General features: G+C 67.1%; 20 protein-coding genes and 1 pseudogene. 12 read left to right on the forward strand and 9 right to left on the reverse strand.

Going from position 1 to position 20978, the window contains the following annotated elements; all coding sequences use genetic code 11:
* Positions 1-122 precede the first annotated feature (122 nt).
* The 11 genes from NA5_RS19270 to pdxR (NA5_RS19320) all read left to right on the forward strand — a co-directional run bounded on the left by NA5_RS19270 (position 123) and on the right by pdxR (NA5_RS19320) (position 10146).
* Positions 123-320 carry a hypothetical protein gene (locus NA5_RS19270; protein WP_062988004.1) on the forward strand — a complete coding sequence of 66 codons (198 nt, stop codon included), beginning with the start codon at positions 123-125 and terminating at the stop codon, positions 318-320.
* A 173-nt stretch (positions 321-493) separates the two neighbouring features.
* The gene (locus NA5_RS19275) at positions 494-955 is read left to right on the forward strand and encodes a cupin domain-containing protein (RefSeq protein ID WP_169811330.1); all 462 of its coding nucleotides are present in this window, start codon (positions 494-496) and stop codon (positions 953-955) included.
* On the forward strand, positions 952-2130 hold the full coding sequence (locus NA5_RS19280; protein WP_062988008.1) for an aminotransferase-like domain-containing protein: 1179 nt from the start codon (positions 952-954) through the stop codon (positions 2128-2130). Before NA5_RS19275 ends, NA5_RS19280 begins: the two co-directional genes overlap by 4 nt.
* The gene (locus tag NA5_RS19285; RefSeq protein WP_245672301.1) at positions 2127-2570 is read left to right on the forward strand and encodes a hypothetical protein; all 444 of its coding nucleotides are present in this window, start codon (positions 2127-2129) and stop codon (positions 2568-2570) included. The genes NA5_RS19280 and NA5_RS19285 overlap by 4 nt, the downstream gene beginning before the upstream one ends.
* Positions 2571-2983: 413 nt before the next feature.
* Positions 2984-3253: an acyl carrier protein gene (locus tag NA5_RS41845; protein WP_062988012.1), complete on the forward strand. Its 270-nt coding sequence runs from the start codon at positions 2984-2986 to the stop codon at positions 3251-3253.
* Positions 3250-4764 (forward strand): AMP-binding protein, encoded by a 1515-nt coding sequence (locus NA5_RS19295; protein ID WP_062988014.1) that lies wholly within the window; start codon positions 3250-3252, stop codon positions 4762-4764. The genes NA5_RS41845 and NA5_RS19295 overlap by 4 nt, the downstream gene beginning before the upstream one ends.
* Positions 4764-5912: a beta-ketoacyl-[acyl-carrier-protein] synthase family protein gene (locus NA5_RS19300; RefSeq protein WP_062988016.1), complete on the forward strand. Its 1149-nt coding sequence runs from the start codon at positions 4764-4766 to the stop codon at positions 5910-5912. Before NA5_RS19295 ends, NA5_RS19300 begins: the two co-directional genes overlap by 1 nt.
* Positions 5909-6868, forward strand: coding sequence for a beta-ketoacyl synthase N-terminal-like domain-containing protein (locus tag NA5_RS19305; protein WP_062988018.1), 960 nt, complete (start codon positions 5909-5911; stop codon positions 6866-6868). The genes NA5_RS19300 and NA5_RS19305 overlap by 4 nt, the downstream gene beginning before the upstream one ends.
* 2 nt (positions 6869-6870) lie before the next feature.
* A complete protein-coding gene (locus tag NA5_RS19310; protein ID WP_062988020.1) occupies positions 6871-7173 on the forward strand; it encodes an acyl carrier protein in 303 nt (100 codons plus the stop codon).
* A 50-nt stretch (positions 7174-7223) separates the two neighbouring features.
* Complete coding sequence (locus tag NA5_RS19315; RefSeq protein ID WP_062988081.1) at positions 7224-8492, forward strand: salicylate synthase; 1269 nt, start codon at positions 7224-7226, stop codon at positions 8490-8492.
* 223 nt (positions 8493-8715) lie between these two features.
* Entirely contained in the window at positions 8716-10146 is a 1431-nt protein-coding gene (pdxR, locus tag NA5_RS19320; protein ID WP_062988083.1) for a MocR-like pyridoxine biosynthesis transcription factor PdxR, read from the forward strand.
* Positions 10147-10387: 241 nt separating this feature from the next.
* Here pdxR (NA5_RS19320) and NA5_RS19325 read toward each other — a convergent pair whose 3' ends face one another.
* A complete protein-coding gene (locus NA5_RS19325; RefSeq protein WP_062988022.1) occupies positions 10388-11218 on the reverse strand; it encodes an alpha/beta fold hydrolase in 831 nt (276 codons plus the stop codon).
* A gap of 184 nt (positions 11219-11402) precedes the next feature.
* Positions 11403-12692: an FAD-binding oxidoreductase gene (locus NA5_RS19330; protein ID WP_062988024.1), complete on the reverse strand. Its 1290-nt coding sequence runs from the start codon at positions 12690-12692 to the stop codon at positions 11403-11405.
* A gap of 72 nt (positions 12693-12764) precedes the next feature.
* Between NA5_RS19330 and pdxR (NA5_RS19335) the strand changes: the two genes are divergently transcribed.
* On the forward strand, positions 12765-14180 hold the full coding sequence (pdxR, locus tag NA5_RS19335) for a MocR-like pyridoxine biosynthesis transcription factor PdxR (protein ID WP_062988026.1): 1416 nt from the start codon (positions 12765-12767) through the stop codon (positions 14178-14180).
* A 92-nt stretch (positions 14181-14272) separates the two neighbouring features.
* Here pdxR (NA5_RS19335) and NA5_RS19340 read toward each other — a convergent pair whose 3' ends face one another.
* The 7 genes and pseudogenes from NA5_RS19340 to NA5_RS19370 all read right to left on the reverse strand — a co-directional run bounded on the left by NA5_RS19340 (position 14273) and on the right by NA5_RS19370 (position 20977).
* A complete protein-coding gene (locus tag NA5_RS19340) occupies positions 14273-15223 on the reverse strand; it encodes an ABC transporter substrate-binding protein (RefSeq protein WP_062988027.1) in 951 nt (316 codons plus the stop codon).
* A gap of 30 nt (positions 15224-15253) precedes the next feature.
* Positions 15254-15961 (reverse strand): class II aldolase/adducin family protein, encoded by a 708-nt coding sequence (locus tag NA5_RS19345; RefSeq protein WP_062988029.1) that lies wholly within the window; start codon positions 15959-15961, stop codon positions 15254-15256.
* A gap of 12 nt (positions 15962-15973) precedes the next feature.
* Positions 15974-17009, reverse strand: a pseudogene (locus NA5_RS19350) (LLM class flavin-dependent oxidoreductase).
* A 116-nt stretch (positions 17010-17125) separates the two neighbouring features.
* Positions 17126-18256, reverse strand: a complete 1131-nt coding sequence (locus NA5_RS19355) for an LLM class flavin-dependent oxidoreductase (protein ID WP_062988031.1) — start codon at positions 18254-18256, stop codon at positions 17126-17128.
* A 73-nt stretch (positions 18257-18329) separates the two neighbouring features.
* Complete coding sequence (locus tag NA5_RS19360) at positions 18330-19379, reverse strand: ABC transporter substrate-binding protein (RefSeq protein ID WP_062988033.1); 1050 nt, start codon at positions 19377-19379, stop codon at positions 18330-18332.
* Positions 19380-20135 carry an ABC transporter ATP-binding protein gene (locus NA5_RS19365; protein ID WP_062988085.1) on the reverse strand — a complete coding sequence of 252 codons (756 nt, stop codon included), beginning with the start codon at positions 20133-20135 and terminating at the stop codon, positions 19380-19382. It lies immediately after the preceding gene.
* The gene (locus NA5_RS19370; RefSeq protein ID WP_062988035.1) at positions 20132-20977 is read right to left on the reverse strand and encodes an ABC transporter permease; all 846 of its coding nucleotides are present in this window, start codon (positions 20975-20977) and stop codon (positions 20132-20134) included. The genes NA5_RS19365 and NA5_RS19370 overlap by 4 nt, the downstream gene beginning before the upstream one ends.
* Between the last annotated feature and the right edge of the window lies 1 nt (position 20978).

Raw genomic sequence — 20978 nt, forward strand, 5'->3', positions numbered from 1 at the left:
ACTGCGGATCCCAACAGTCGATAGTGCCGCGGAAGCGGTTTAGCGCAGTTTCGGCTTGGTGTCGGTCGCCGCCGTCACGGCCCGATCGCAACACGAACGACCGTGATCGCCCCATCAGCCTGATGTTCAGTACCGCCGACGGCCGTCGCGCAACCCTGGCGTTCCGCCACGTTTGCGGGGTGGTAGGTCATCTGCAGGTTGAGGTGCCGATCGGCCGCGAACGGGCGACGGCTTCGGCACGGTGGGGCTTGCACCTCGGCCATCCACTGCGCCACCAGATCCGGGTCTACCCGCCCGACGGCACCTGGCGCGCTTCCTGAGATGATCCAGTGCGGCGCGAGCGGTCGAGCCCCGCGAAACCGGTCGGACGGTGACAGGACTCGAGCGGCGACGGCTCGGGGAACTTCGGGTTGACACGGTTTTCGCACTCGCCCCACCGGTGAGAATGACTTATCTTCCAGTCATCCAGACCGATTAGTATGGGATGCCGATAGTGAACATTTCGAAGGCCGTCCGGGTAATAGCCGCAGCCGATATGGCGGAGAAGATCGGGCGGCAGGGACAGCACTTGGTCCCGTGTGTCACACGGGAAACCTCAGGGAGCCATGGTATTTCGGCCGGAATGGTGAATATGGCGCCGGGAAAAGCCTCGCGGGCGCATTACCATGCGCACACCGAGATCATCGTCATCTGCTTGCAGGGCACGGCGGCGACGCTGATCGGGCCTGAATTGACGCCATATCTGCACGGACCGGGCGAATTCATCTATATCCCGGAGGGCGTGGTGCACGTGGCCGTCAACCTCAGTGAGACCGAGGAGCTGGTGGCGGTCGAGATGCGTACCGATCCGATGTTCAACGAAGATGTAGTGCTGACACCGGAATTCGACGGTGGGGTGGCCGACGTGGTCGCGCGGCTACGATGTGACCCCGCGATGGTAAGCGCGAGACCGTGACCACCCGGGTCAGCCGTGGCGCCGCCGCGGTGCGCAGTGGGCCGATCGACGATATCTTCGCGACGCTGGCCCGCCGTCCCGAGGTGATCTCCTTCGCTGTCGGCGCGCCGGATCCGGCACTGCTGCCCGGCGAGCTGGTGGCGTCGTTGGCCGCGGATGTCTATGCGGAGTACGGGAATTCGGTATTGCAGTACGGGATGACCCGGGGGTTCCCGCCACTGATCGAACAGGCGCGGCTGCTGCTGGCGGCACGGGGGATCGGGTGCCCGGCCGATCGGCTACATATCGCGACGGGCGGATCGGGTGCGCTGCACAATGTCTGTATGGCGCTGCTCGATCCTGGCGCCACGGTGCTGGTGGAAATACCGACCTACGGTCCCGCGGTGAAGGTGTTCCGTAGTCACGGGGCGCAGGTCATCGGGGTGGAATCCGATGGTGACGGAATCCTGCCCGCCGCATTGGATGTCGCGCTGAGTGGGCAGCGCGTGGCATTCGTCTATCTCTTGCCGACCTTCCAGAACCCGACCGGTCGGACCATGTCGGCGGTGCGCCGCACGCAGGTGGCCGAGGTCGTCAAGCGGCACGGCGCGACGGTGGTGGAGGACGATGTCTACGTAGATCTCCGGTACCGGGGCACGCCGCTACCCGCGTTCTGGTCCGTCGCGCCGGATAACACCGTCTACATAACGTCACTGTCGAAAACCCTCGCACCGGCGCTGCGGATCGGTATCGCGGTGCTGCCCGAGGAACTGCTCGACCATGTACTCGCGCTGAAGCAGGGCATCGATATGCAGACCTCGACCTTCAACCAGGCCATCGCGACCGCATTCCTGCGCGATGTGAAAGGTGCCGCCCATGTGGCCCATGCGGTCGAGAGTTATGCGGCCAAGCTGGCCACGCTCACCGCGGCGCTCGGTGCGTATCTGCCACCCGGATTCTCCTGGACCGAACCGGAGGGCGGGATGTTCGTATGGGTCGAGGGCCCCGGTGATTTCGACGCGGGTGCGCTGATCGGACCGGCGCTGGATGCCGGTGTGGCGTTCCTGCCCGGCGCGATGTTCTATGCCGCCGACGATCCGCCGCGCAACGGGATCCGGCTGAGTTTCGCGAATGTGCCGACCGCCGAGATCGGCCGTGGCATACAACTTCTGGCCGATTTGTGCGGGGCGCGATGAGTATCGTCGGCGTCTGGGAAGTGCGAGCCGACGGCGCACCGTTCGCATATCACGTCATGACGTTCCACCCGGACGGCACTATGGCGCAGTCGAATCCGGATCACGGCAACCGCGTCACCAGCGATAGCAACGGTATGGGTAACTGGCGGGCGGATGGCGCGACGGTATCGGGCGCATTCCTCGAGTTCACCGTCGACCGCGCGAATCCGGAGTCGGTATACCGGGGGATTGTGCGTTTCGAATTGACCGTGCGCGGCGACGAATTCAGCGGCTCGGCGAGTGCGATGTTCTACGATCTCGACGGCACACCCCGACGGGGCCCGCTCACGGCGGAGCTCACCGGTCGCAGGTTCGACTATCTGTCGTTGCCACTGCCCGCCGAGGCGGGCGCTCCGGCGCCAACGAACGCGACGGCGTTCTCGAAGCCCGGCGCGGACTGAGCGCTCCCGAGCCGACAAATATCGGCGGGCGATATTTCCGGGGACGTAGATCTAGGTCGAGTGACGACTCCGCGTCGGTCATCGGACGACCGGTGCGCCCTTGCGCCGCGTCGACGGATAAGGGGTGCACCGTTCTCTCACGCAGCTGCCCACCGGGCCGACCTGTGTCGATGACCAGAGACCGACCAACGTATCCGCATTCGAGTCGCGCCGACCGGCCCACTCGAATTCGTTGATATTGGCCCTTTTCCGCGGGGTCGGCGGCTTATACGGTTCAACCGAACGAGGACGAAAAGGTGGGCAGGCACCAGGAATTGGCGTCCATCCGGTGATGGGCCGCGCATATCCGTCCCGGAGCACATGGCGGTGCCCACCTCCTCGACTCTGGACAACGTTATCCGTGAGGACATCCCATGGCTGTACCCGAGCACCGCCACGACGAAAGCGACCGAAATACCCTGCGGTTACGTGCGATAGCCGCCGACGTTCTCGAGGTCGACGAAGACGGAATCGATTTCAGAGCGCATTTCTATGATGATCTTTGCGCCACATCACTCGAGAAGGCCGAGATATTGGCGCGTATAGAACGTGAATTCGGCGTCGCGCTGGTCGACGGATCGGTCGAAACCGTGGATTCGCTGGGTGACGTACTCGCGGTCGTCGACGGCGGTGTTCGCAAGTGAACCTCATCGACTTCTTCGTCGGAAAGCATATCGACTCGCCGCGCAAAGACCGTGCGGCCTACCTCGATTCCGAGATAGGCCAGGTTACCTATGCCGAATTATTCAGGGCCGCAGGCCTATTCGCCGGGCTCCTCGCCGACGCCGAGGTGGTGCCGCGCACTCGGGCGATGGTGCTCGCCGACGATTCGGTCGCGACCGTGGTGGCGATCCTCGGACTGTGGTGGCACGGATGTGCCGCGGTACCGGTGAATCCGGCGTCGGCGGATAAGGAGATCGCGTTCATCGCCGCCGACTGCGGGGTCGAGTTCGTCTACCTCGACGTACCCGCGTCGAGAAGGGACGGTCTGGCAGCCGTATTACCGCATACGGCACAGCTCGACGGCGATACCATCCGCGAGCTGATACTGCGGCAGCGGCGGTCGCCAGAATCGTCGGACCACGCTCAGCCCGCGCCGTGGTCGCCGGATCAGGTCGCGCTCCTGCAATACACCTCCGGTAGCACCGGGGTCCCCAAGGGTGTGCCGCACCGGGCGGCCGCCCTGATCTCGGGACCCGCCGGATTCGGCACAATTCTCGCGCTCACCGAGGCCGATACGGTGTTGTCGACCGCGAAACTCTCCTTCGCCTACGGTTTCGGCAATTCGTTGCTGCTGCCGCTGCACGCCGGTGCGACCACGGTGCTGCTGCGCGGCGGTGTGGATGCCCCTGTGGTCGCCCACGCGCTGCGCCGCCACAACCCGACGATCCTGTTCTCGGTGCCGCGCCTGTACGCCGCGCTCATCGAATTGTTCGACCGCACCGCGGATAGCAGGCTGCGGGTGGCGGTTGCGGCGGGTGAGGGTCTGCCCGCCGACCTGAGCGAACGGATCATGCGGCGGCTCGGAGTTCCCCTCGTCAACGGTCTCGGGACGACGGAAGTCCTGTATATCGCCGTATCGACATCGCCGTCCGAGCCGGCGCCGGGCACCATCGGCACACCGGTACCGGGTGTGCACGCGACGATTCGCGGCGACGACGGCGCGATACTGACCGGTGAGGAGGTGGAGGGCCGCCTGCATATCGCCTGCCCCTCCGTGGCGACCGGTTATCTCGATCGGCCGGAGGCGACCCGCGCGACATTCGACGCGGGTGGCGCCTACACCGGTGACATCGTCCGACGCTCGGGTGCGGGACCCATCCGATATCTCGGACGGGCCGATGATTTCATGAATCTCGGCGGCTACAAAGTCGCGCCTGCCGATATCGAGACGGTGATCCGCGCCGTGAGCGGAGTACGTGATTGCGCCGTCGTCGCGACGGAGGACCGGCACGGACTCGCCCATGCCGTCGCGTTCGTCGTGCCGGACGGTAGGTTCGAGACCGCCGTGGTGCGCCGGGCCGTCGTCGCAGCGCTGCGCGCCGACCTCGCCTCATTCAAGCGACCCGGGCGCGTCGAAATCGTCGACGCGCTGCCGACCACCTCGACGGGCAAACTCGCGCGCAACCAGCTCCAGGCGATCGGCGCACGCTGATGTCGTGGGAGATCAGCGGGATGGCGGCGGTCGCATCCATCGGGGACAGTCCCGACCGGATCTTCGACGCGTTGTGCGCCGGGCGCAGCGGCGTGGGCAGACTGCGCGCATTCGACGCGACGAGATACCGGACCCGCCACGCCTACGAAATAGATGATCGCGGTCCCGCGGATATCGATCGCCCCTTCCGCGCGACGCGCTGGTTGCGCGCGGTGGTCGAGCAGGCGCTGGCGGACGCCGAGCTCCCGCCCACCGCCGATCGGTACCCGGTATTGGTGGGAACCACACTGCGAGAACAGCGTTCGGTCGAGCTCTGGTGGAAGAAGGCGAACTCGCCGTCCGCCCCGCAGCTCGATCCCCGGCGGCTCGACTTCGCGGCGGCACTGCGCGAGGACCCACGAATCGGCGCGGTGCACACCGTCGCGAGTGCCTGCGCCGCATCGCTTTACGCACTGGGTATGGCGACGGATCTGATCGAATTGGGCCGGGCCGATACGGTAATAGTCGCCGGTACGGATTCGATCACCGAAAGCGCGTTCGGCACGATCGACCGGGTGCAGAGCGGGGTGCCGAGTGCTGTGCGCCCGTTCGATTCCGGCCGCGCGGGCATGATCATGGGCGAAGGCGCGGTGGCGGTGGTCCTGCGCCGGGCCGGAACCGGGGACAGCGGATACGCGCGGCTGCGCGGCGTCGGTATGAACTGCGACGCGCGCCATGCCACCGCGCCCGATCCGGCAAGTATTCGCGCAGTCATCGCCGACGCCCATAAACGCGCGGGTGTCGGCGTGGCGGATATCGACCTGGTGATGTTGCACGGCAGCGGCACCCAACTCAACGACGCGGTCGAGGCGTCGGTGCTGGCCGATGTATTCGGCGCCCTCGATTCGCCGCCCACGATGACCGCGATCAAGTCGATGACCGGTCATACCCTCGGCGGTTCCGGGCTGCTCAGCCTCATCATGGCGATTATCGCGATGCGGCGCGGGCAGGTGCCCCCGATACTCGGCCTCACCGATCCGATCGCCGAGGCCGCGCCGCTGCGGCTGGCCGGGGAAACCGTCCGCGCCGACCTCGCGATAGCCCAGATCGACGCCTTCGGATTCGGTGGTATCAACGCGGTCGCCGTTATCGAGAAGGGCCGGATGTGAAGCGGCAGCCATCGGTCGTGACCGGGGTCGGTCTCGCCATCAACGGGCTAGCGACCGCGGCCGATCTCCTGCGCGATCCTTCGGAACGTGGACGCGCCGAAGCGCCGATCGACCTGAGCGGACGCGAGATGCGGCACAAGGATCGGGCATCGCGACTGGCCCTGCGCGCGGTCGAGCGCGCGCTCGCCGACGCGGATTTGGATTCGGTCGCCGCGAACGCCACGACCGCCACCGTGGTCAGCTCTAACTACGGAAATATCGACAGCGCCTGCGAATTCACCGACCGCATCGCCGAGGAAACCACCGCGGGTCTGAGTCCCTTGGGGCTGCCCCACGTTTCGGCCAATGCCATCGCCGCTTGGATCGCGATCCGGCACCGATTGCGCGGGCCCAATCTGACGCTCTGCAATGGCGGCACCAGCGGAATCGACGCGCTGTACTGGGCCGATGACCTCATCACCGCGGGTCGCGCCGATATCGCGGTCGTGGTCGGCGTCGAACCAGATACCCCGCAGGTGCGGCGACTACTCGGCGCGGATCAGGACGGTGCGGTATTCGACGGGGCAGCGGCCGTCGTCATGGAATCGAACGCCCATGCCGAATATCGGCGGGCCACGGTGCGCGCTGTAGTCGGGAGTCGTTCTCGGACAATGGCTCTCAGCCAGGTGGCCGCCATGATCGATGTCGCGGCGCGACCGCGGGCGCTCTGGCTGACGCCGACCGCACTGCCGCCGGATATCACCGCGCCGATCCCGACCGCCGACCTGACCGGGCCGCTCGGGGACAGTTCGGGCGCCCTCGGTGTCCTGCAATGCGTGGCGGCGATCGACTATCTCGGTACCGCCGATACCGGACCGGTCTACGCGACATGCGCCAGCGGGCCACACGGCGACGCCGCGACGCTGCAACTACTCGGCCCGCGTATTTCCGGTAATCCCACACCCGATCAGGAATGACGATGACGAGTAATGCACGGCCGACGGCGGATATCGAGGAGTTGCGAGTACTTGTCGCCGCCGTCCTCGAGCTTCCGGTTACCGAGGTGACCGATCAGGCCGATTTCGCGGATGAATTGAATGTCGACTCACTGCTCGAACTCGAGCTCGCCGCACGCCTGGAAAAGGCGTACGGCATCGAGATCCCCGAGGTCGGGAACGTATCGTTCACCTCGCTCGCGCATATCCTAGATCTCGTCGAGCGGCTACTCGATGCGAAATCCATTGCGGTCGAATCGAATACCTCGGAACGGAGAACCGCGTGACAACCCCGGAATTCCTGCGCGTCGAGGCCGCTGTCGATCCGGTGACCGCGATGGCGCGACTGGCCGGATCGGGCCTGTTCGGTGATCACGTCATCTACGAGCGGCCGGGTCAGTGGGTCTTCGCCGCCGCCCCCTTGGGCGCTATCGAACTCGATACCGACCAGCTGCGGGTCACCACGGCGGGCCATCAGACCACGCGGGGCTGGACGGGCCGACCGGTAGCGGCGCTCGCACGTGCGCTGGAATCGTTGCGGGTCGGCTGTGGCGCGGGGGCATCGGGTACCGCGTACGGCTGGATCGGATTCGAGTCCTGCGCGTACACGCTCGACGCGCAACAGTATCTGTCCGGTGGAACAAAGTTGGCGCACTTGATGATTCCCCGCATGGAGGTGACCGTCACCGATGCGGAGGTGACCGTGAACGGGGCGAGTACCGCCGAACTCGTCGCGATCGAGGAACTGCTCGGCGCACCCGCCGGACCGCCCCCGATGGGGCACCCCACCGATATCAGCGCCGATCCGAGTGGCTACCGGGAGCGGGTCGCGGCAGCCGTCGCCGAGATCGCCACAGGCCGCTACCAGAAGGTGATCCTGTCGCGCCGGGTCGAATTGCCGTTCCGGGTGGATCTACCCGCCAGCTATCGCCTCGGCCGGATGCACAACACCCCGGCCCGCTCATTCCTGCTGCGGCTCGGCGATCTGGCGGCGGCGGGATTCAGCCCGGAACTCGTGGTCTCCGTCGACGACGAGGGGGTGGTCACCACCGAGCCGCTGGCGGGCACCAGAGCATTCGGCCGGGGTGCGGTCGCCGATCTCGCCGCCCGCGATAGCCTCGAATCGGATCCGAAAGAGATTATGGAGCATGCCGTTTCGGTGCGGACATCCTTCGCGGAGATGGTCTCTATCGCCGAACCGGGTTCGTCGGCCGTCGCCGATTTCATGGCGGTCCGGGAGCGGGGCAGCGTCCAGCATCTGGCTTCGACGGTACGCGGACGGCTCGGCGGCGATCGGACCAGCTGGGATGCGCTGGAAGCGCTTTTCCCGTCGGTCACCGCCTCGGGCATACCGAAGCGGGCCGCTGTCGACGCCATATTCCGTCACGATGAACCCCGCGGGCTGTACTCCGGTGCGGTGGTCACGGTTTCGGCGAACGGTTCGCTGGAGGCGACGCTGGTATTGCGCGCGGTGTACCAGAGCGGCGGCGTGGCGTGGCTGCGTGCTGGCGCGGGCATAATCGGCCAATCCAGTCCCGAACGCGAATTCGAGGAAACCTGCGAGAAACTCGGCAGTGTCGCCCCCTATCTGGTGCGCGCCACCTGAACGCCGTATCCCATCCGGTTAGGTAACCGGATACCGGGATCCGCGTATCCGTAGGTCCGAATGTGCGGGGATCACCCGAGTTCGGTGGGTGAAACGAGGCCGCATCGGAAAAGTTGCGTGCCTCGAGCTGTTCAGTAAGCTGCGCGTATGCTCGACCGAATTCATATATGAACGCGGCACCCGCGTACCATCTCGTGCGGCCGTCCCGCCGCCGAGACTGATCGTGGACGTTCACGTCACGTTATCGGGTCGCGGCGATCTGGGCGGTCAGATCTACCGCCAGCTCGCGGCCGCGATCCTCGACGGGCGGCTGGTGCCGGGGCAGCCGCTGCCACCGTCGCGCGAACTGGCGCGACGTCTGGCGGTATCGCGCAATACCGTGACCGGAGCCTACGATCGGCTGGTTGCCGATGGCATCGCCGAAAGCCGGATCGGGGCAGGGATATTCGTCAGCGCGGTACCCCCCGCAGCGCTGGTCGATCCGGCGCCGTACGAGGGAGAGCAGGTGGTCCGGCCACTGCCCTCGTGGGCGAATATCACCGTGCCGCCCGCCGAATTCTTCGCCGACGCACCGCAATACGATATGCGCCCCGGTATTCCTGACGTCCGGCTGTTCCCCTACGAGGCGTGGCGGCGGTTGACCTCGCAGGTGCTGCGGGCGTCGTCGATGGGTACCGGAATGCCCATCGACCCGGTCGGATTGCCCGCGCTGCGCACCGCCATCGCGCGTCACATCGGCGTCTCCCGCGCGGTTAAGGTGACCGCCGACAACATCATCATCACCCAGGGGATCCAGCAGGCGCTCGATCTCGTCGGACGGGTGCTGCTGCGCCCCGGCGACTGCGTGGCGATCGAAGATCCCGGCTATTCACCGGTGCGCGAACTGTTCCGCACCCTCGGAGCCGAAGTCGTCGGCGTCGAGGTCGACCGGGAGGGACTGCGCGTCGACGCACTGCCCGACCACGCCAGGATCGTCTACGTGACGCCGTCCCACCAGTTCCCGTTGGGCATCGCGATGTCGCTGAATCGCCGACTCGCGCTGCTGGATTGGGCGCGCGGCCGCGACGCCGTGGTGATCGAGGACGACTACGACACCGAATTCCGCTATAGCGGTCGGCCATTGCAGCCGCTGCACAGTCTCGATTCCGCTGGCCGGGTTGTCTACGTCGGAACCTTTTCCAAGGTCATGCTTCCGGTGCTGCGGCTCGGCTTCGTCGCCGCACCGCCCGCGCTCCGGTCGGCGTTGCGGGCCGCGAAGTTCGTCACCGACTGGCATTCGCCAGGGCCGAACCAGGCCGCTCTGGTCGGCTTCATCGAAGAGGGGTTGCTGGCCAAACATATCCGCCGGATGCGCCGGGAGTACCAGGCCAGGCACGATATGATCGTCGACCGGCTGACAACGAATTTCGCGAAGTCGATGACCGTTATTCCGTCCGCCGTCGGACTCCACCTGTCGGCGTGGACGGCGCCCGGTCTCGACGCGCGCGATATCGCCCGACGCGCCCGTGCCGACGGCCTCGGGCTGCTGCCACTGTCCCGATACCGGATGACCGACGGCGCAGACGGCCTCATCCTGGGATACGGCGCCATCTCACCTGACGATATCGACAAAGCCCTCGACCTGCTCGCCTCGGTGATCGACAGGACGCCGTGAGTAAAGCCTCGATGGCATCGAGCCCGACCAGTTCGCCATCGACGCCGCCGCGAAAGCGCACCGGATGGGTTGACCGCATCGTCTCGCGGCAGCGCGATATGCGGCTTACCGGGGTCCGTCTGGAACTCTTGGCGCTCTCACACTGTCGGTACCGGCTGCCACATGTCCGGAATGCGCCTGTGACACAGCGGTTTCCGTCTGTCCGTTAGTCCGCCCTGCGGTGGCGATCCGGCGTGCGTGCTCAGAAAAAGTCCGGCACCGGCGGCGTCACATCATCGAGAAACGCGCTCACCATTGGCGCCAATACCGCTGACTCCCAAAAGATGCCAACATGCGTCGTCGGCAGAATCACCAGGCGCGCGGCCGGAGCCCCTACCCGCGACATTGCCGCGTCCGCATCGCCGCCGCGCAGCTTGAACATCGCCAGCGTATGTTCCGGCTTCACGTCATCCGTATCGCCCGCGATGACCATCGTGTTCGCAGAGATCGAACGCATCTCCGCGTCGCTGATGTTTTGTTCGTTGTTGCCGAAGATCCTCATCTTTTCGAGGTAGGCCTCGAACGCGGCGGCGTCCGGGGTGTGCGCCATGAACGCCTTTTCGACGGACGTGCCAGCCCACTGTGTGGTGCTTCCTGAATCCTCGACGTCGGCGAGCACCGACGCGGGCCAGCCGTCCCTGCGGTAGGTGGCCGACAGCGTGACCAGTTTGTTGACCAGTGCGGGGTGCCGGATCGCGAGTTGCAGCGCGACTCCGCCGCCTTGTGAGTAGCCCATCACGTCCGCGCGCTCGATCTTCAACGCGCGCAGCAAAGCTGCGGCATCGTCAGCGAACTGCGGGTAGGACAGCTCGCGCGACGTGTCGGGTGTGCGGCCGTGCCCCTGCTGATCGAAGACGATCACGGTGCGTGTGCCCGCGAAAGCCGACACCCATGGTTGCATCGAGTCGGTGGCCATGTGCGAGCCGGGGATGAGTAGCAATGGAGTCGTTTTCGGTGTGCCGAGCTCTCCATATACCTCGTGATAGAGACTCAGACCGTTGATCGGGAGATGACCGCTGCGTGAAGGCTTCATTTTGCCGCTCCTGTCTAAACTCACGTTCGGGACGACGATGCCACGGCCTCGTCAGCCAACGTTCGGTCGGTAATCCGGATTCGGATCTTGGATTGGGGGGCGAGGTTTCGCTTGGGTCGGGCGTGGTGGCTGGCTCTGTGGATGTGGCCAGCGGTGGTGGCCCGTAGCATTTGGACAACAAACGCTAGGCGGTCGGCCGGATGTTCTGGTTGAGGTGGAAGACGTTGGTGGGGTCGTAGTCGTTTTTAAGCGCGGTCAGCCGGGCCAGCTTTGCTGGCGGGAAGGCGCGGCTGACGCTGTCGCCGTTGAGGGTGTTGACGTAGGCGCCGCCAGCGTATGGGTCGAGGGTGGCGGCGTACGCGCGGATCGTGGCGATCCGTTCGGTGTCGTCGGCGGGGTCCTCCCAGCGGGTGGCGGTGACGAACTCGAACTCGGTGTCGCGGTGGCTGAAGGCGGCGTCGTCGTCGGGAACCTCGGCGATCGCGCCGCCGTAGGCCTGCAGGCTGGCGCCGACGCCGGGGTTGCGGAGCAGGGCGCGGATCGCCTCGTCGGGCAGGGACTTGAAGTAGTGGCCTTTCCAGTAGCGGCGGAACCGATGTCCTTGCGCGCTGTCTTCGCGGCTCTGCAGGGTCAGGTAGGACAGCTCCTCGATGTGCTCGGCAACTATCGTGCCGAGTTCGCGGAAGGCCGCGATCAGGTCGGCGCCCTCGTCCGGGTCGCCGACCCAGACGAAGCCGATGGTCAGTTCCTGGCCGCGGATGCTTGCGGTGAAGGTGGCCTGGCGGGGTGCGGTTGCGTTCAGGTCGCGCCAACCTCGCAGTACGGCGAAGGCCTCTTCCCAGGCGTAGGTGAATTCGGCGACGAGAGTGCGGGTGCCGATGTGGTGCAAGCGGAACTCGAACGAGGTGACGATGCCGAAGTTGCCGCCACCACCGCGCAGTCCCCAGAACAGCTCGGGGTTCTCGGTCGCGCTCGCTGTCACGATGTCGCCCTCGGCGGTCACGAGTTCGTAGGAAACCACGTTGTCGCAGGCGAGTCCGAACTGCCGGGCGAGCCAGCCCATCCCGCCGCCGAGAGTGAGGCCGCCGACGCCGGTGTGCGACACATTGCCTGCCGTGGTGGCCAGGCCGTATTCCTGGGTGGCGCGATCCAGTTCGCCGAGCAGGGCGCCGCCCTGGATCCAGGCGAGCCGCCGCTCGGGGTCGACGCGGACCGCGTTCATCGGTGTCAGGTCGATCATCAGGCCGCCCTCGGGTACGGCGAGTCCGGCGATGTTGTGGCCGCCGCAGCGGACAGCGATCTCCAGGTTCCTGTCCTGGGCGAAGCGGACCGCCGCCGCGACGTCCGCGGTGCTGTGACAGCGGGCGATCACGGCCGGGTGGCGGTCGATCATCGCGTTCCAGACCGTTCGCGCCTCGTCGTACCCGGCCTGTCCCGGGTGCAGCAGTTCGAGGGTGAGAGTGGTGGTGGTCATCGCGTACTCCTGTTGGAAGTGGTGTGCTCACCACCCTGACAGCGAAGCGGTACTTGGATAAGGTCCAGTTCTATGCGTCGTTCCAGGACCAATTCGGGCGCGGGTGAGCTGTTCGTCGAGCTCCGGCGCGACTCGTCCGTGCCGCTGCACCAGCAGTTGGAAAGTGGCATCCGGGACCGGATCCGGCAGGGGCTGCTCCGGGCTGACGCGGTGATGCCTGCGACTCGCGCCCTCGCGACGGATCTAGGACTGTCCAGGGGCGTGGTTGTCGAGGCTTACCAGCAGTTGGTGGCCGAGGGATATCTGGTCAGCCGGACCGGCGGTTACACGCAGGTAGCGCAGGCGGCGGCGGGGATCCAGATGGAGCAGAAGAGCGCGGCGGCGACCGAGCGACCGCCCCGAATCGATTTCAAATACAGCAAGCCGGACGTTTCCCAGTTCCCTCGCGCTGCTTGGTTGCGGTCGATCCGCAAGGTGCTCAACGAGACGCCGAACAGTAGCTTGGCCTACCTGGACGGGCGCGGCACCGCCGAACTGCGCGAGTCTCTGGCCGACTACCTGAACCGGGTCCGCGGTACGTCGGCGCGGCCGGAGAACATGCTGATCTGCAGCGGATTCGCCCAGGGTTCGCGGCTGCTCCTGCAGGTGCTGGTGGCTGCCGGGTATCGCAGGCTGGCGGTCGAGGACCCCTCCGACAATGAGCTTCGTGCCGTCGCGACGAAGGCGGGGTTGGAGACGGTCGGTGTGCCGGTGCGCGAGACCGGGCTGGATGTGGAGGCGCTCGAGCGGTCGGGAGCCGACGTCGTCGTGGTGACCGCGGCCCACCAGTTTCCGACCGGTGCGGTGGCTTCGGCGCAGACGCGGGCCGGGTTGGTCGCGTGGGCCACCGAGCACGATGGCTTGGTCATCGAGGACGACTACGACGCGGAGTACCGCTATGACCGCGAGCCGATCGGCGCCATCCAGGGCCTGGCGCCGGAGTCCGTGATCTACGCAGGTACGGCGAGCAAGACGCTGGCGCCCGGACTGCGGCTCGGCTGGCTGATCCTGCCGAGCCGTCTGGTCGAGCCGATGTCGGCGGCCAAGGTGATCGACGATCGCGGCTCGCCGGTGTTCGACCAGCTGACCTTCGCGGACTTCGTCGCGCGGGGCGAGTTCGATCGGCACCTGCGCCGGATGCGGCCGCGGTACCGGCAGTTGCGGGACACCCTCGTCGGCCGACTGGCCCAACAGGTGCCCGATCTCGTGCCGATCGGAGTCTCCGCGGGCCTGCATGTGATGACTTGGCTGCCGCCCGATCTCACCGAAGCCGCTGTGACGAATGCAGCGCTGGAACGCGGCCTCGGGGTCTATGGCCTGGCGCCCTACTGGGTGGAGAAGGCGGGACCGGAAGGTCTGGTCTTCGGGTACGGCAGCCTGACCCAACCGGCCGTCGCCGAGGGCATCGACCTACTCGCCGATGCCATCGGCTCGCTGCGCCGTCAGTAGGCCACTGCGCGAAATCGGTCGACGTGGTCGGGCTGCGACCTCGACCTTGCGGTATGGGCTGCGCGCTCAGTTGAGCGGCCGGACAGCGTTTGTCAGTTGGCGGTCGCCGGTTCGCGGCTCGCGGCGACGAACTCGCCGATCGATGCGTCTACCGCTTCGCGCACGCGAATCGTCCGGGGCACTAGCCTGTTCGCGGCTAGCAAGTCCGCGGCGTGCTGCTGTTCGTCGAGGAATTCCTCGGTCACCGGGCCGATGCCGAACGGCCGCCCGCGCAGCGCCGCCTCCCATGCGTCCAGATCGGCGCGGCCACCCCGGGCGACGATGTCGTCGACGAAGTACTGGGCGGCCGCGCGCGGGTTCTGCACGATCCACGCATCGGATTCCTGCAGCGCGGCAATGATCGTCTCGAGGGCTTCGCGATTGTTCTCGGCGAAGTCGCGGCGAGTGAACCACAGCGAAGGATGGCTGAACAGTGACTCGGTGTCGACCAGCGTCCGCAGTTCGGTCACGGCCTCCACGGCGGTCAACCCCGGGTAAGCGCCCACCCAGGCATCGAGGTCGCCGGTTATCAGCGCGGCGCCACCGTCGTGCACATCGGTGTCGACCGGTTCGATGTCGGCCCAGCCCAGTCCGGCCTTCTCCAACGCGAACAGCAGCAGGGTGGTCTGCCAGGAGCCGTGGGCGATGCCGACGCGCTTGCCCGTCAAGTCGGCGACCGATTCGATGCCGCTGTCGGCCTTGGTGACCAGGCGCCCGTTCTCGATGCGCGGACCGGAGATGCCGACGTAGACGATGTCGCGGCCGTGGGCCAAGGCGGTGACCGGCGGGGTGAAGCCGGTGCCGATGAAGTCGTAGCCGGGATCGGTGAACAAGAGGTCCGAATGCAGCGACGGCAGTGCGGTTTTCACATCCACGCGTTCCGGCTGCGGCAGGGCGCGCAGGTCTACCCATTCCACATCGGGCAGGGTGCGCTCGAGGATGCCGCGGTGGCGCAGGACGAACAGGGAGTTGTTGTGCGGGAAGTAGCCGACACGAACGGACATGGAAAGTCTCCTGGGGGTGCTGGGACGTGGTCAGATCAGGCCGCGGCGGCGGGCTTCGTCGGCGAGGCCGGTGCGGCCCCATTGGACGGCCAGGTTGGATTTGTCGAAATCTACTGAGCCGCCGAGTGTTTCGGCGATGGCCTGATACTGGGCGCCCTCCTCGAGCAGCACCACCAGCTTGGCCAGCTCGAGCAGTCCGGCGCGGCCGATGACGTTGGCGCCGCCGTTGGCTTCGAAGATGGCGATCAGGTCGGGGTCGCGCGTGAGTTGGTCGAGGATGAAATCCCCGGCGCCGATGCTGCGGTCGATATGCGGCGGGATCTGCCGCGACAGGGTCAGCCGCTGCACCGCGGCGTAGCGGATCGGAAATACGCGGTGGGTCTGGGCCCAGCCGCCCAGCCACGGGCTGTGCACGTGCACCACGGAGGTGATCTCGGGGTGCGCGCGGAACACCTTGGCGTAGCCGGTGACGAACCCGGCGGATCCGGTGCCCGAGAGCACCTCTCCGTCGAAGCCGACGACGACCGGCACGACAGTGCGGTCCTCTGCCCACGGGCCCGGTTCGTTGAGGGCGACAGCGATGTCGGTGCCCGGTACGCGTTCGACGAAATTGACGGTGCCGTTGCCGGTGACGGTGCCGGTCTCACGCAGCACTCGGAAGGCCTTCTCCGCGTCGCGGGTCGCGGCGACGACGAAGGCCTGCACGGTCTCGTCGAGCCGAATCTCGGTGGTGGTCATGGCTTCTCCTGTTCAGGTATGGGTGAGCACGGGAGTGGTCGGACGGGTGCGACTCAGCAGCGGCAGTACTTCCTCACCGATCCGGTAGGCCTCTTCCAGATGCGGGTTACCGGCCAGAATGAAGGCGTCCACACCGAGATCGATCAACTCGTCGAGGCGCTGGGCGACCTGTTCGTAGCTGCCGACCAGACCGAAGGCGGGCCCGCCGCGAATCAGGCTGAACCCGCACCAGACATTGGGCTGCACTTCCAGATCGCGGTAGTCGGTGATGGTTTCGGGCACCCAGCCTTTGATGCGGGCCGCGCCGACCGAATCACCTCGAGCGGCGCGGTTGGCGGCGTCGCGATCGACGAAGGCCCAGCCTTTGCGGATCTCGGCCCAGGCCGCTTCCTCGGTGTGGCGGGCCACGATGTCGATGCGGACCGCGAATTTCGGTGTGCGCCCGATCGTTTCGGCGTGTGTGCGGACCCCGTCGAACTTGGCGCGCAGATCGGCGTAGGGCTCGAGCCAGGACAGGTAGTAGTCGGCGTGACGGCCCGCGGCCTGCACTGCAGCACTCGAGGACCCGGAGAAGTAGACCTCCGGGAACGGTTGCCCCGCCAGGCCCGGCGGCAAGGCGGCGGCATCGGTGCCGAAGAACCGGCCGTCGTAGGTGAACGGCTGTCCGTCCCACACCCCGCGCAGCACATCGAGGAATTCGCTGGTGCGTGCGTAGCGGTCGTCGTGGGATACCTTGTCCCCCCCACCACAATTGGGCCGGGCCACCGCCGCCGCTGATGATGTTGTAGACCAGCCGTCCGCCGGTGGCGCGTTGCAGGCTGGCTGACATGCGCGCGGCCTGCACCGGATGCAGGAACCCTGGCTGGAAGGCAACCATGAACCGATAGGTGGTGGTCTCGCGGGCCAGCGCGGCGGCAAAGGCCCACGGGTCCTCGGTCACCGGGAACGAGGGCAACAGACCGCCAAGGAACCCGGCCGATTCACTGGCTCTGGCGACGGCGGCGACGTGGTCGATGTAGCTGTAGCCATCGAGTGCGCCCCCGCGCACGGCCGGGGCGATATTGCCCGGGCCGTAGCCGTTGGCGTGGCCGCGGTTGTAGCGGCGCGGGGTACGCAGGGAGGCATGGTCGCCTTCCATGCCGATGCGCCAATAGATGTCGATGCTCATGCCGTGGTCTCCTGCAGGGTGCGCCCGGCAGGGTCGGCCAGGAACAGCAAATGCTCACTGGCGCGGTGCACTTCCTCGATGTTCGGGTGCCCGGACAACACGATGCTGTCGAAACCGGCGGCCTCGTAGGCCTGCAACTGCTGGGCGACATGCTCATAGCTGCCGACCAGGCCGACCGGCTGCGGGTAGCCGAGCTCGGCGAACCCGCCCCAGCGGGCACCGTCGAGACGCAACGATCGCGCGCCGGGACCGTCGGGACGTACTTCGCGCCATTGGCGTTCGGCGCGCGCCCACGCCTCGTCCTCGGTTTCCCGGGCGATCACCGGCAGCTCCAACCCCGCGCGCACCCGGCGACCGGTCTCGGCGGTGCGCTCTCGCAGCCGCGCCAGCGCCGCGGCCGGACCGTCGGTGGATTCGGTGAACAGGTGCACATCACCGTGGCGGGCCGAAAGATCCAGTGCCGGTTGCGAAGTGCCCGACAGGTACACCGTCGGGAACGGCAACCCGGACAGGATGCCACGGAAGCCGCCGTCGATCACGTCGTAGTATTCGCCCGCGAAATCGAATCCGGTGCCTTGGAATCCGGCACCGGGCACCGGGTCGGCATTCCACACTCCGCGCACCACGGTCAGGAACTCCGCTGCCCGCGCGTACCGGTCGTCCCCGCCGACCCGGTCGCCGCGGGTACGTGCTTCCTCGGTGTCGGTGTCGACGGCCAGCCGCCAGCCCAGCCGTCCCGCGGACAGCCGTTGCAGGGTGGCCGAGACCTTCGCCGCGTACACCGGAGTGCCGAAAGCAGGCTGGAATTCGACGATGACACGCGCGTGGCGGGTGGCGCGCAACGCACCACCGGCCACGATCCAGGATTCCTCGCCCAGCGGGTCGTACGGCGCGAGCACACCGTCGAGGCCCGCCAGCTCGGCGGCGTCGATCACTTGGTGCAGATCATCGAAAGGTCCGTGGTGCCCGGGGCGTACATCGGTCGGCTCCCGGTCGTCCGGGCGCGCACCGAAGCGTCCGCCAGCCGGTGTCGGGGCCGGGTCACCGAATCCACCGCGGTGACGCAACTGCGGGCGAGCCCGGCGGCCGTCACCACGGCTTGGCAGCCGCCACAGATATTCGGTCATGCTGTGTCCCTTCTTGCATGCCCGAGGGGCCCTCCGTGGTTACGCGAGCTGCCTCCTCCGGGCCCTGACTCGGTCATGCGGCGACCTTCCCGGCGGCAACCAGCTCACGTGCCCGCGCCAGCGGCTCGTGGGCGACCCAGGAGTCGAGGTCGAAATCGGTGGCAAGGAAACCGTGGGTGTAGAGGAACTGCTTCTGCACCCCGAGCAGGTCCAGGCGTTCGAGATCCAGCGACGGATGCAGACCACGATGGAACTCGGTGCCGTAGGCGGCCACGACTCCCTCAGGCCCGGACAGGGTTTCGCGTTGCAGCACCTCCCGCACACCGTCGAGATTGTCGGTCGCCCAGTCCGCCGCCCGCAGGCTCTGAGCCAGGAACCCGATCACCGCGTCCGGGTTGGTGTCGAGCAGATCCTGATGCACCGTGATCGGGCGCGGGGTGCCGTTGTTGACGCGCAGACGTTTGGTGTCGGTGGCATCCAGGTCCACCGCTACCCGCAGCCCGTGCCGCACTGCGACTTCTCGAGCGCGGGCACCTTTGACGTAGATGGCGTCCACCGCACCGGTCAGCAACTCGTCGGCGCCCCAGGTAATGGACCGGGCACGCTGCTGAACCTCGGTGCGCACCTGCGGATCCCGCTCCACACCGAGTTCCACGACCTGCACATCGGCGAGGGTGAGCCCGCCCAGGCGCAGGGCGCTGGTGAACCCGTGCAGCGCCATCGCTCGCGGGAAGCTGCGCGCCTGATCCTGCGCCCAAGCCGGGATGCCGATCCGCAGCCCCGCCAGTTCGGCCGGTGAACTCACCGGCGACTGCGGGCCGACCAGAATGGCCTGCGCTTCGTCGATCCAGGTCAGCCCGATCAGCCGGGTCGGTGCGCGCTGAGCGCGCGCGGCCAGCGCGGGCACGTTGCCGCCTTCACGCACCAAGCCCGCGAGAGTGTGGTCGAAGTGGCGGGCGGCCAGCTCCGGGCCAGCGTCCTGCAGGACCGCGAAGTCCAGGCCGTGGGTACGGGCGGTCTCGCCCAGCCAGCCCAGACTGTGAGCCAGCCCGCTGGCGGTCGGCACCGGGCAGCGGGTGTACCAGAGGGTGCCTGCAGGATCGGGCTGTGCTGTGGGGGTCATCTATGCTCCTGAGTTCTTCGAGGGCGCGGTGCCGACGCCGAGTTCGGCGAGGAAGGCCGCGCGATAGCGCAGCGCGGCAGGGTCGTTGCCGTCGCGCGGTTGGGCCAGGTCGATCTCGGTGTCCACCGCGAAGCGGCCGCGATCGAGAATGAGCACCCGGTCGGCCAGGCGCACCGCCTCGTCCACGTCATGGGTCACCATGAGCACCGCCGGGTGGTGACGGGTCACCAACTCCCCCACCAGGTCCTGCATCTGCAACCGGGTCAGCGCATCAAGCGCGGCGAACGGCTCGTCCAGCAACAGCAGTTCGGGTTCGCGCACCAGCGCCCGCGCCAACGCCGCACGCTGGGCTTCACCACCGGACAGGGTCGCAGGCCACTGCCGGGCCTTGCCGCCCAGATGCACCTCGGCCAGCGCGCGCAGGCCCGCCTCCCGGGTCTGCTTCGAACGGCGTTGCCCGACAGTCACATTGGCCAGCACCCGCTTGGACGGGATCAGCCTCGGCTCCTGATAGACGGTGGTGCGCACCGCGGGCACCAGCACCTGCCCTGCGTCCGGGGTTTCCAGGCCGGTGAGCAGTCGCAGCAGGGTGGTCTTGCCGGTGCCGCTTGGGCCGAGCAGAACCACGAACTCGCCACGGCGAATGGTCAGGTCCACCCCGTCGAGGACGATCTTGTCACCGAAGGCCTTGCGCAGTCCGGTGATCCGCACGGCGACCGGCGCGGTGGCACGCGGCGACTGTTCCACGGCGGTCATCGGATTGCCACCTGCCGCCGCCAAGGCATCGCATACCGTTCGGCCAACCGCACCACGGCGTCGAAGATCAAGCCCAGCACCGCATACAGCACCACGCACAGCACCATGTAATCGGTGCGGTTGTACTCCTGCGCCAACGTGACCAGATAGCCCACCCCTTCGGCGGTACCGACCTGCTCGGCGGCGATGAGGCCGGTGATACTGATGGACAAGCACACCCGCAGCGCCATGAGAATCCCCGGCAGCGCCGAGGGCAGGATCACCTCGAGCACCAGCCGCGCCCCGCTCAAACCGAATCCACGCGCAGCCTCGACCACTTTGCGGTCCACATTGCGCACTCCCAGATAGGTATACGCATACATGGGCGCGACGGTGGCCACCGCGATGAGTGCCACCTTGTACAGCTCATCGATGCCGAACCAGGCGATGAACAAGGGCACCAACGCCAGGAACGGCACCGCGCGCACGATCTGCATGGTGGAGTCCACCAATTCCTCACCGAGGCTGGACAATCCGGCGATCAGGCCGAGCAGCAACCCGACACCGACGCCCAGCCCGACACCGAACGCGGCGCGGGTGAAGGAGGCCACCGCGAAGTCGAGCAGCTGGCCACTGCCCAGCAGTTCGGTGAACGCCGACCACACCTTGGGCGGTCCGGCCAGCACCTGCGGCGAGAGCGCACCGGTGGCCGAGCCGATCCACCAGGCGGCGACGATCAACGCGGGCAGCAGGAAACGCAGCGGTACCGACAGCCATGCGGGCCTGGACTTCTCGACCCGGCTGCGGGGCGCAGCGAGCGTGCCGAGGTCTTCCTCGGCGGTGGGGGCAGTGAGCACAGCCATG

The organism is Nocardia anaemiae NBRC 100462, from assembly GCF_001612725.1.
Taxonomy (GTDB): Bacteria; Actinomycetota; Actinomycetes; order Mycobacteriales; family Mycobacteriaceae; genus Nocardia; species Nocardia anaemiae.

Coding starts and splice junctions, on each gene's coding strand:
- NA5_RS19315 (WP_062988081.1), top strand. CDS start 7,224: ATGGCGCGACTGGCCGGATCGGGCCTGTTCGGTGATCACGTCATCTAC.
- NA5_RS19355 (WP_062988031.1), bottom strand. CDS start 18,256: ATGACCGAATATCTGTGGCGGCTGCCAAGCCGTGGTGACGGCCGCCGG.
- NA5_RS19370 (WP_062988035.1), bottom strand. CDS start 20,977: ATGGCTGTGCTCACTGCCCCCACCGCCGAGGAAGACCTCGGCACGCTC.
- NA5_RS19330 (WP_062988024.1), bottom strand. CDS start 12,692: ATGACCACCACCACTCTCACCCTCGAACTGCTGCACCCGGGACAGGCC.
- NA5_RS19270 (WP_062988004.1), top strand. CDS start 123: ATGTTCAGTACCGCCGACGGCCGTCGCGCAACCCTGGCGTTCCGCCAC.
- NA5_RS19340 (WP_062988027.1), bottom strand. CDS start 15,223: ATGTCCGTTCGTGTCGGCTACTTCCCGCACAACAACTCCCTGTTCGTC.
- NA5_RS19345 (WP_062988029.1), bottom strand. CDS start 15,961: ATGACCACCACCGAGATTCGGCTCGACGAGACCGTGCAGGCCTTCGTC.
- NA5_RS41845 (WP_062988012.1), top strand. CDS start 2,984: ATGGCTGTACCCGAGCACCGCCACGACGAAAGCGACCGAAATACCCTG.
- NA5_RS19365 (WP_062988085.1), bottom strand. CDS start 20,135: ATGACCGCCGTGGAACAGTCGCCGCGTGCCACCGCGCCGGTCGCCGTG.
- NA5_RS19325 (WP_062988022.1), bottom strand. CDS start 11,218: ATGAAGCCTTCACGCAGCGGTCATCTCCCGATCAACGGTCTGAGTCTC.
- NA5_RS19300 (WP_062988016.1), top strand. CDS start 4,764: ATGTCGTGGGAGATCAGCGGGATGGCGGCGGTCGCATCCATCGGGGAC.
- NA5_RS19360 (WP_062988033.1), bottom strand. CDS start 19,379: ATGACCCCCACAGCACAGCCCGATCCTGCAGGCACCCTCTGGTACACC.
- NA5_RS19285 (WP_245672301.1), top strand. CDS start 2,127: ATGAGTATCGTCGGCGTCTGGGAAGTGCGAGCCGACGGCGCACCGTTC.
- pdxR (WP_062988026.1), top strand. CDS start 12,765: ATGCGTCGTTCCAGGACCAATTCGGGCGCGGGTGAGCTGTTCGTCGAG.
- NA5_RS19310 (WP_062988020.1), top strand. CDS start 6,871: ATGACGAGTAATGCACGGCCGACGGCGGATATCGAGGAGTTGCGAGTA.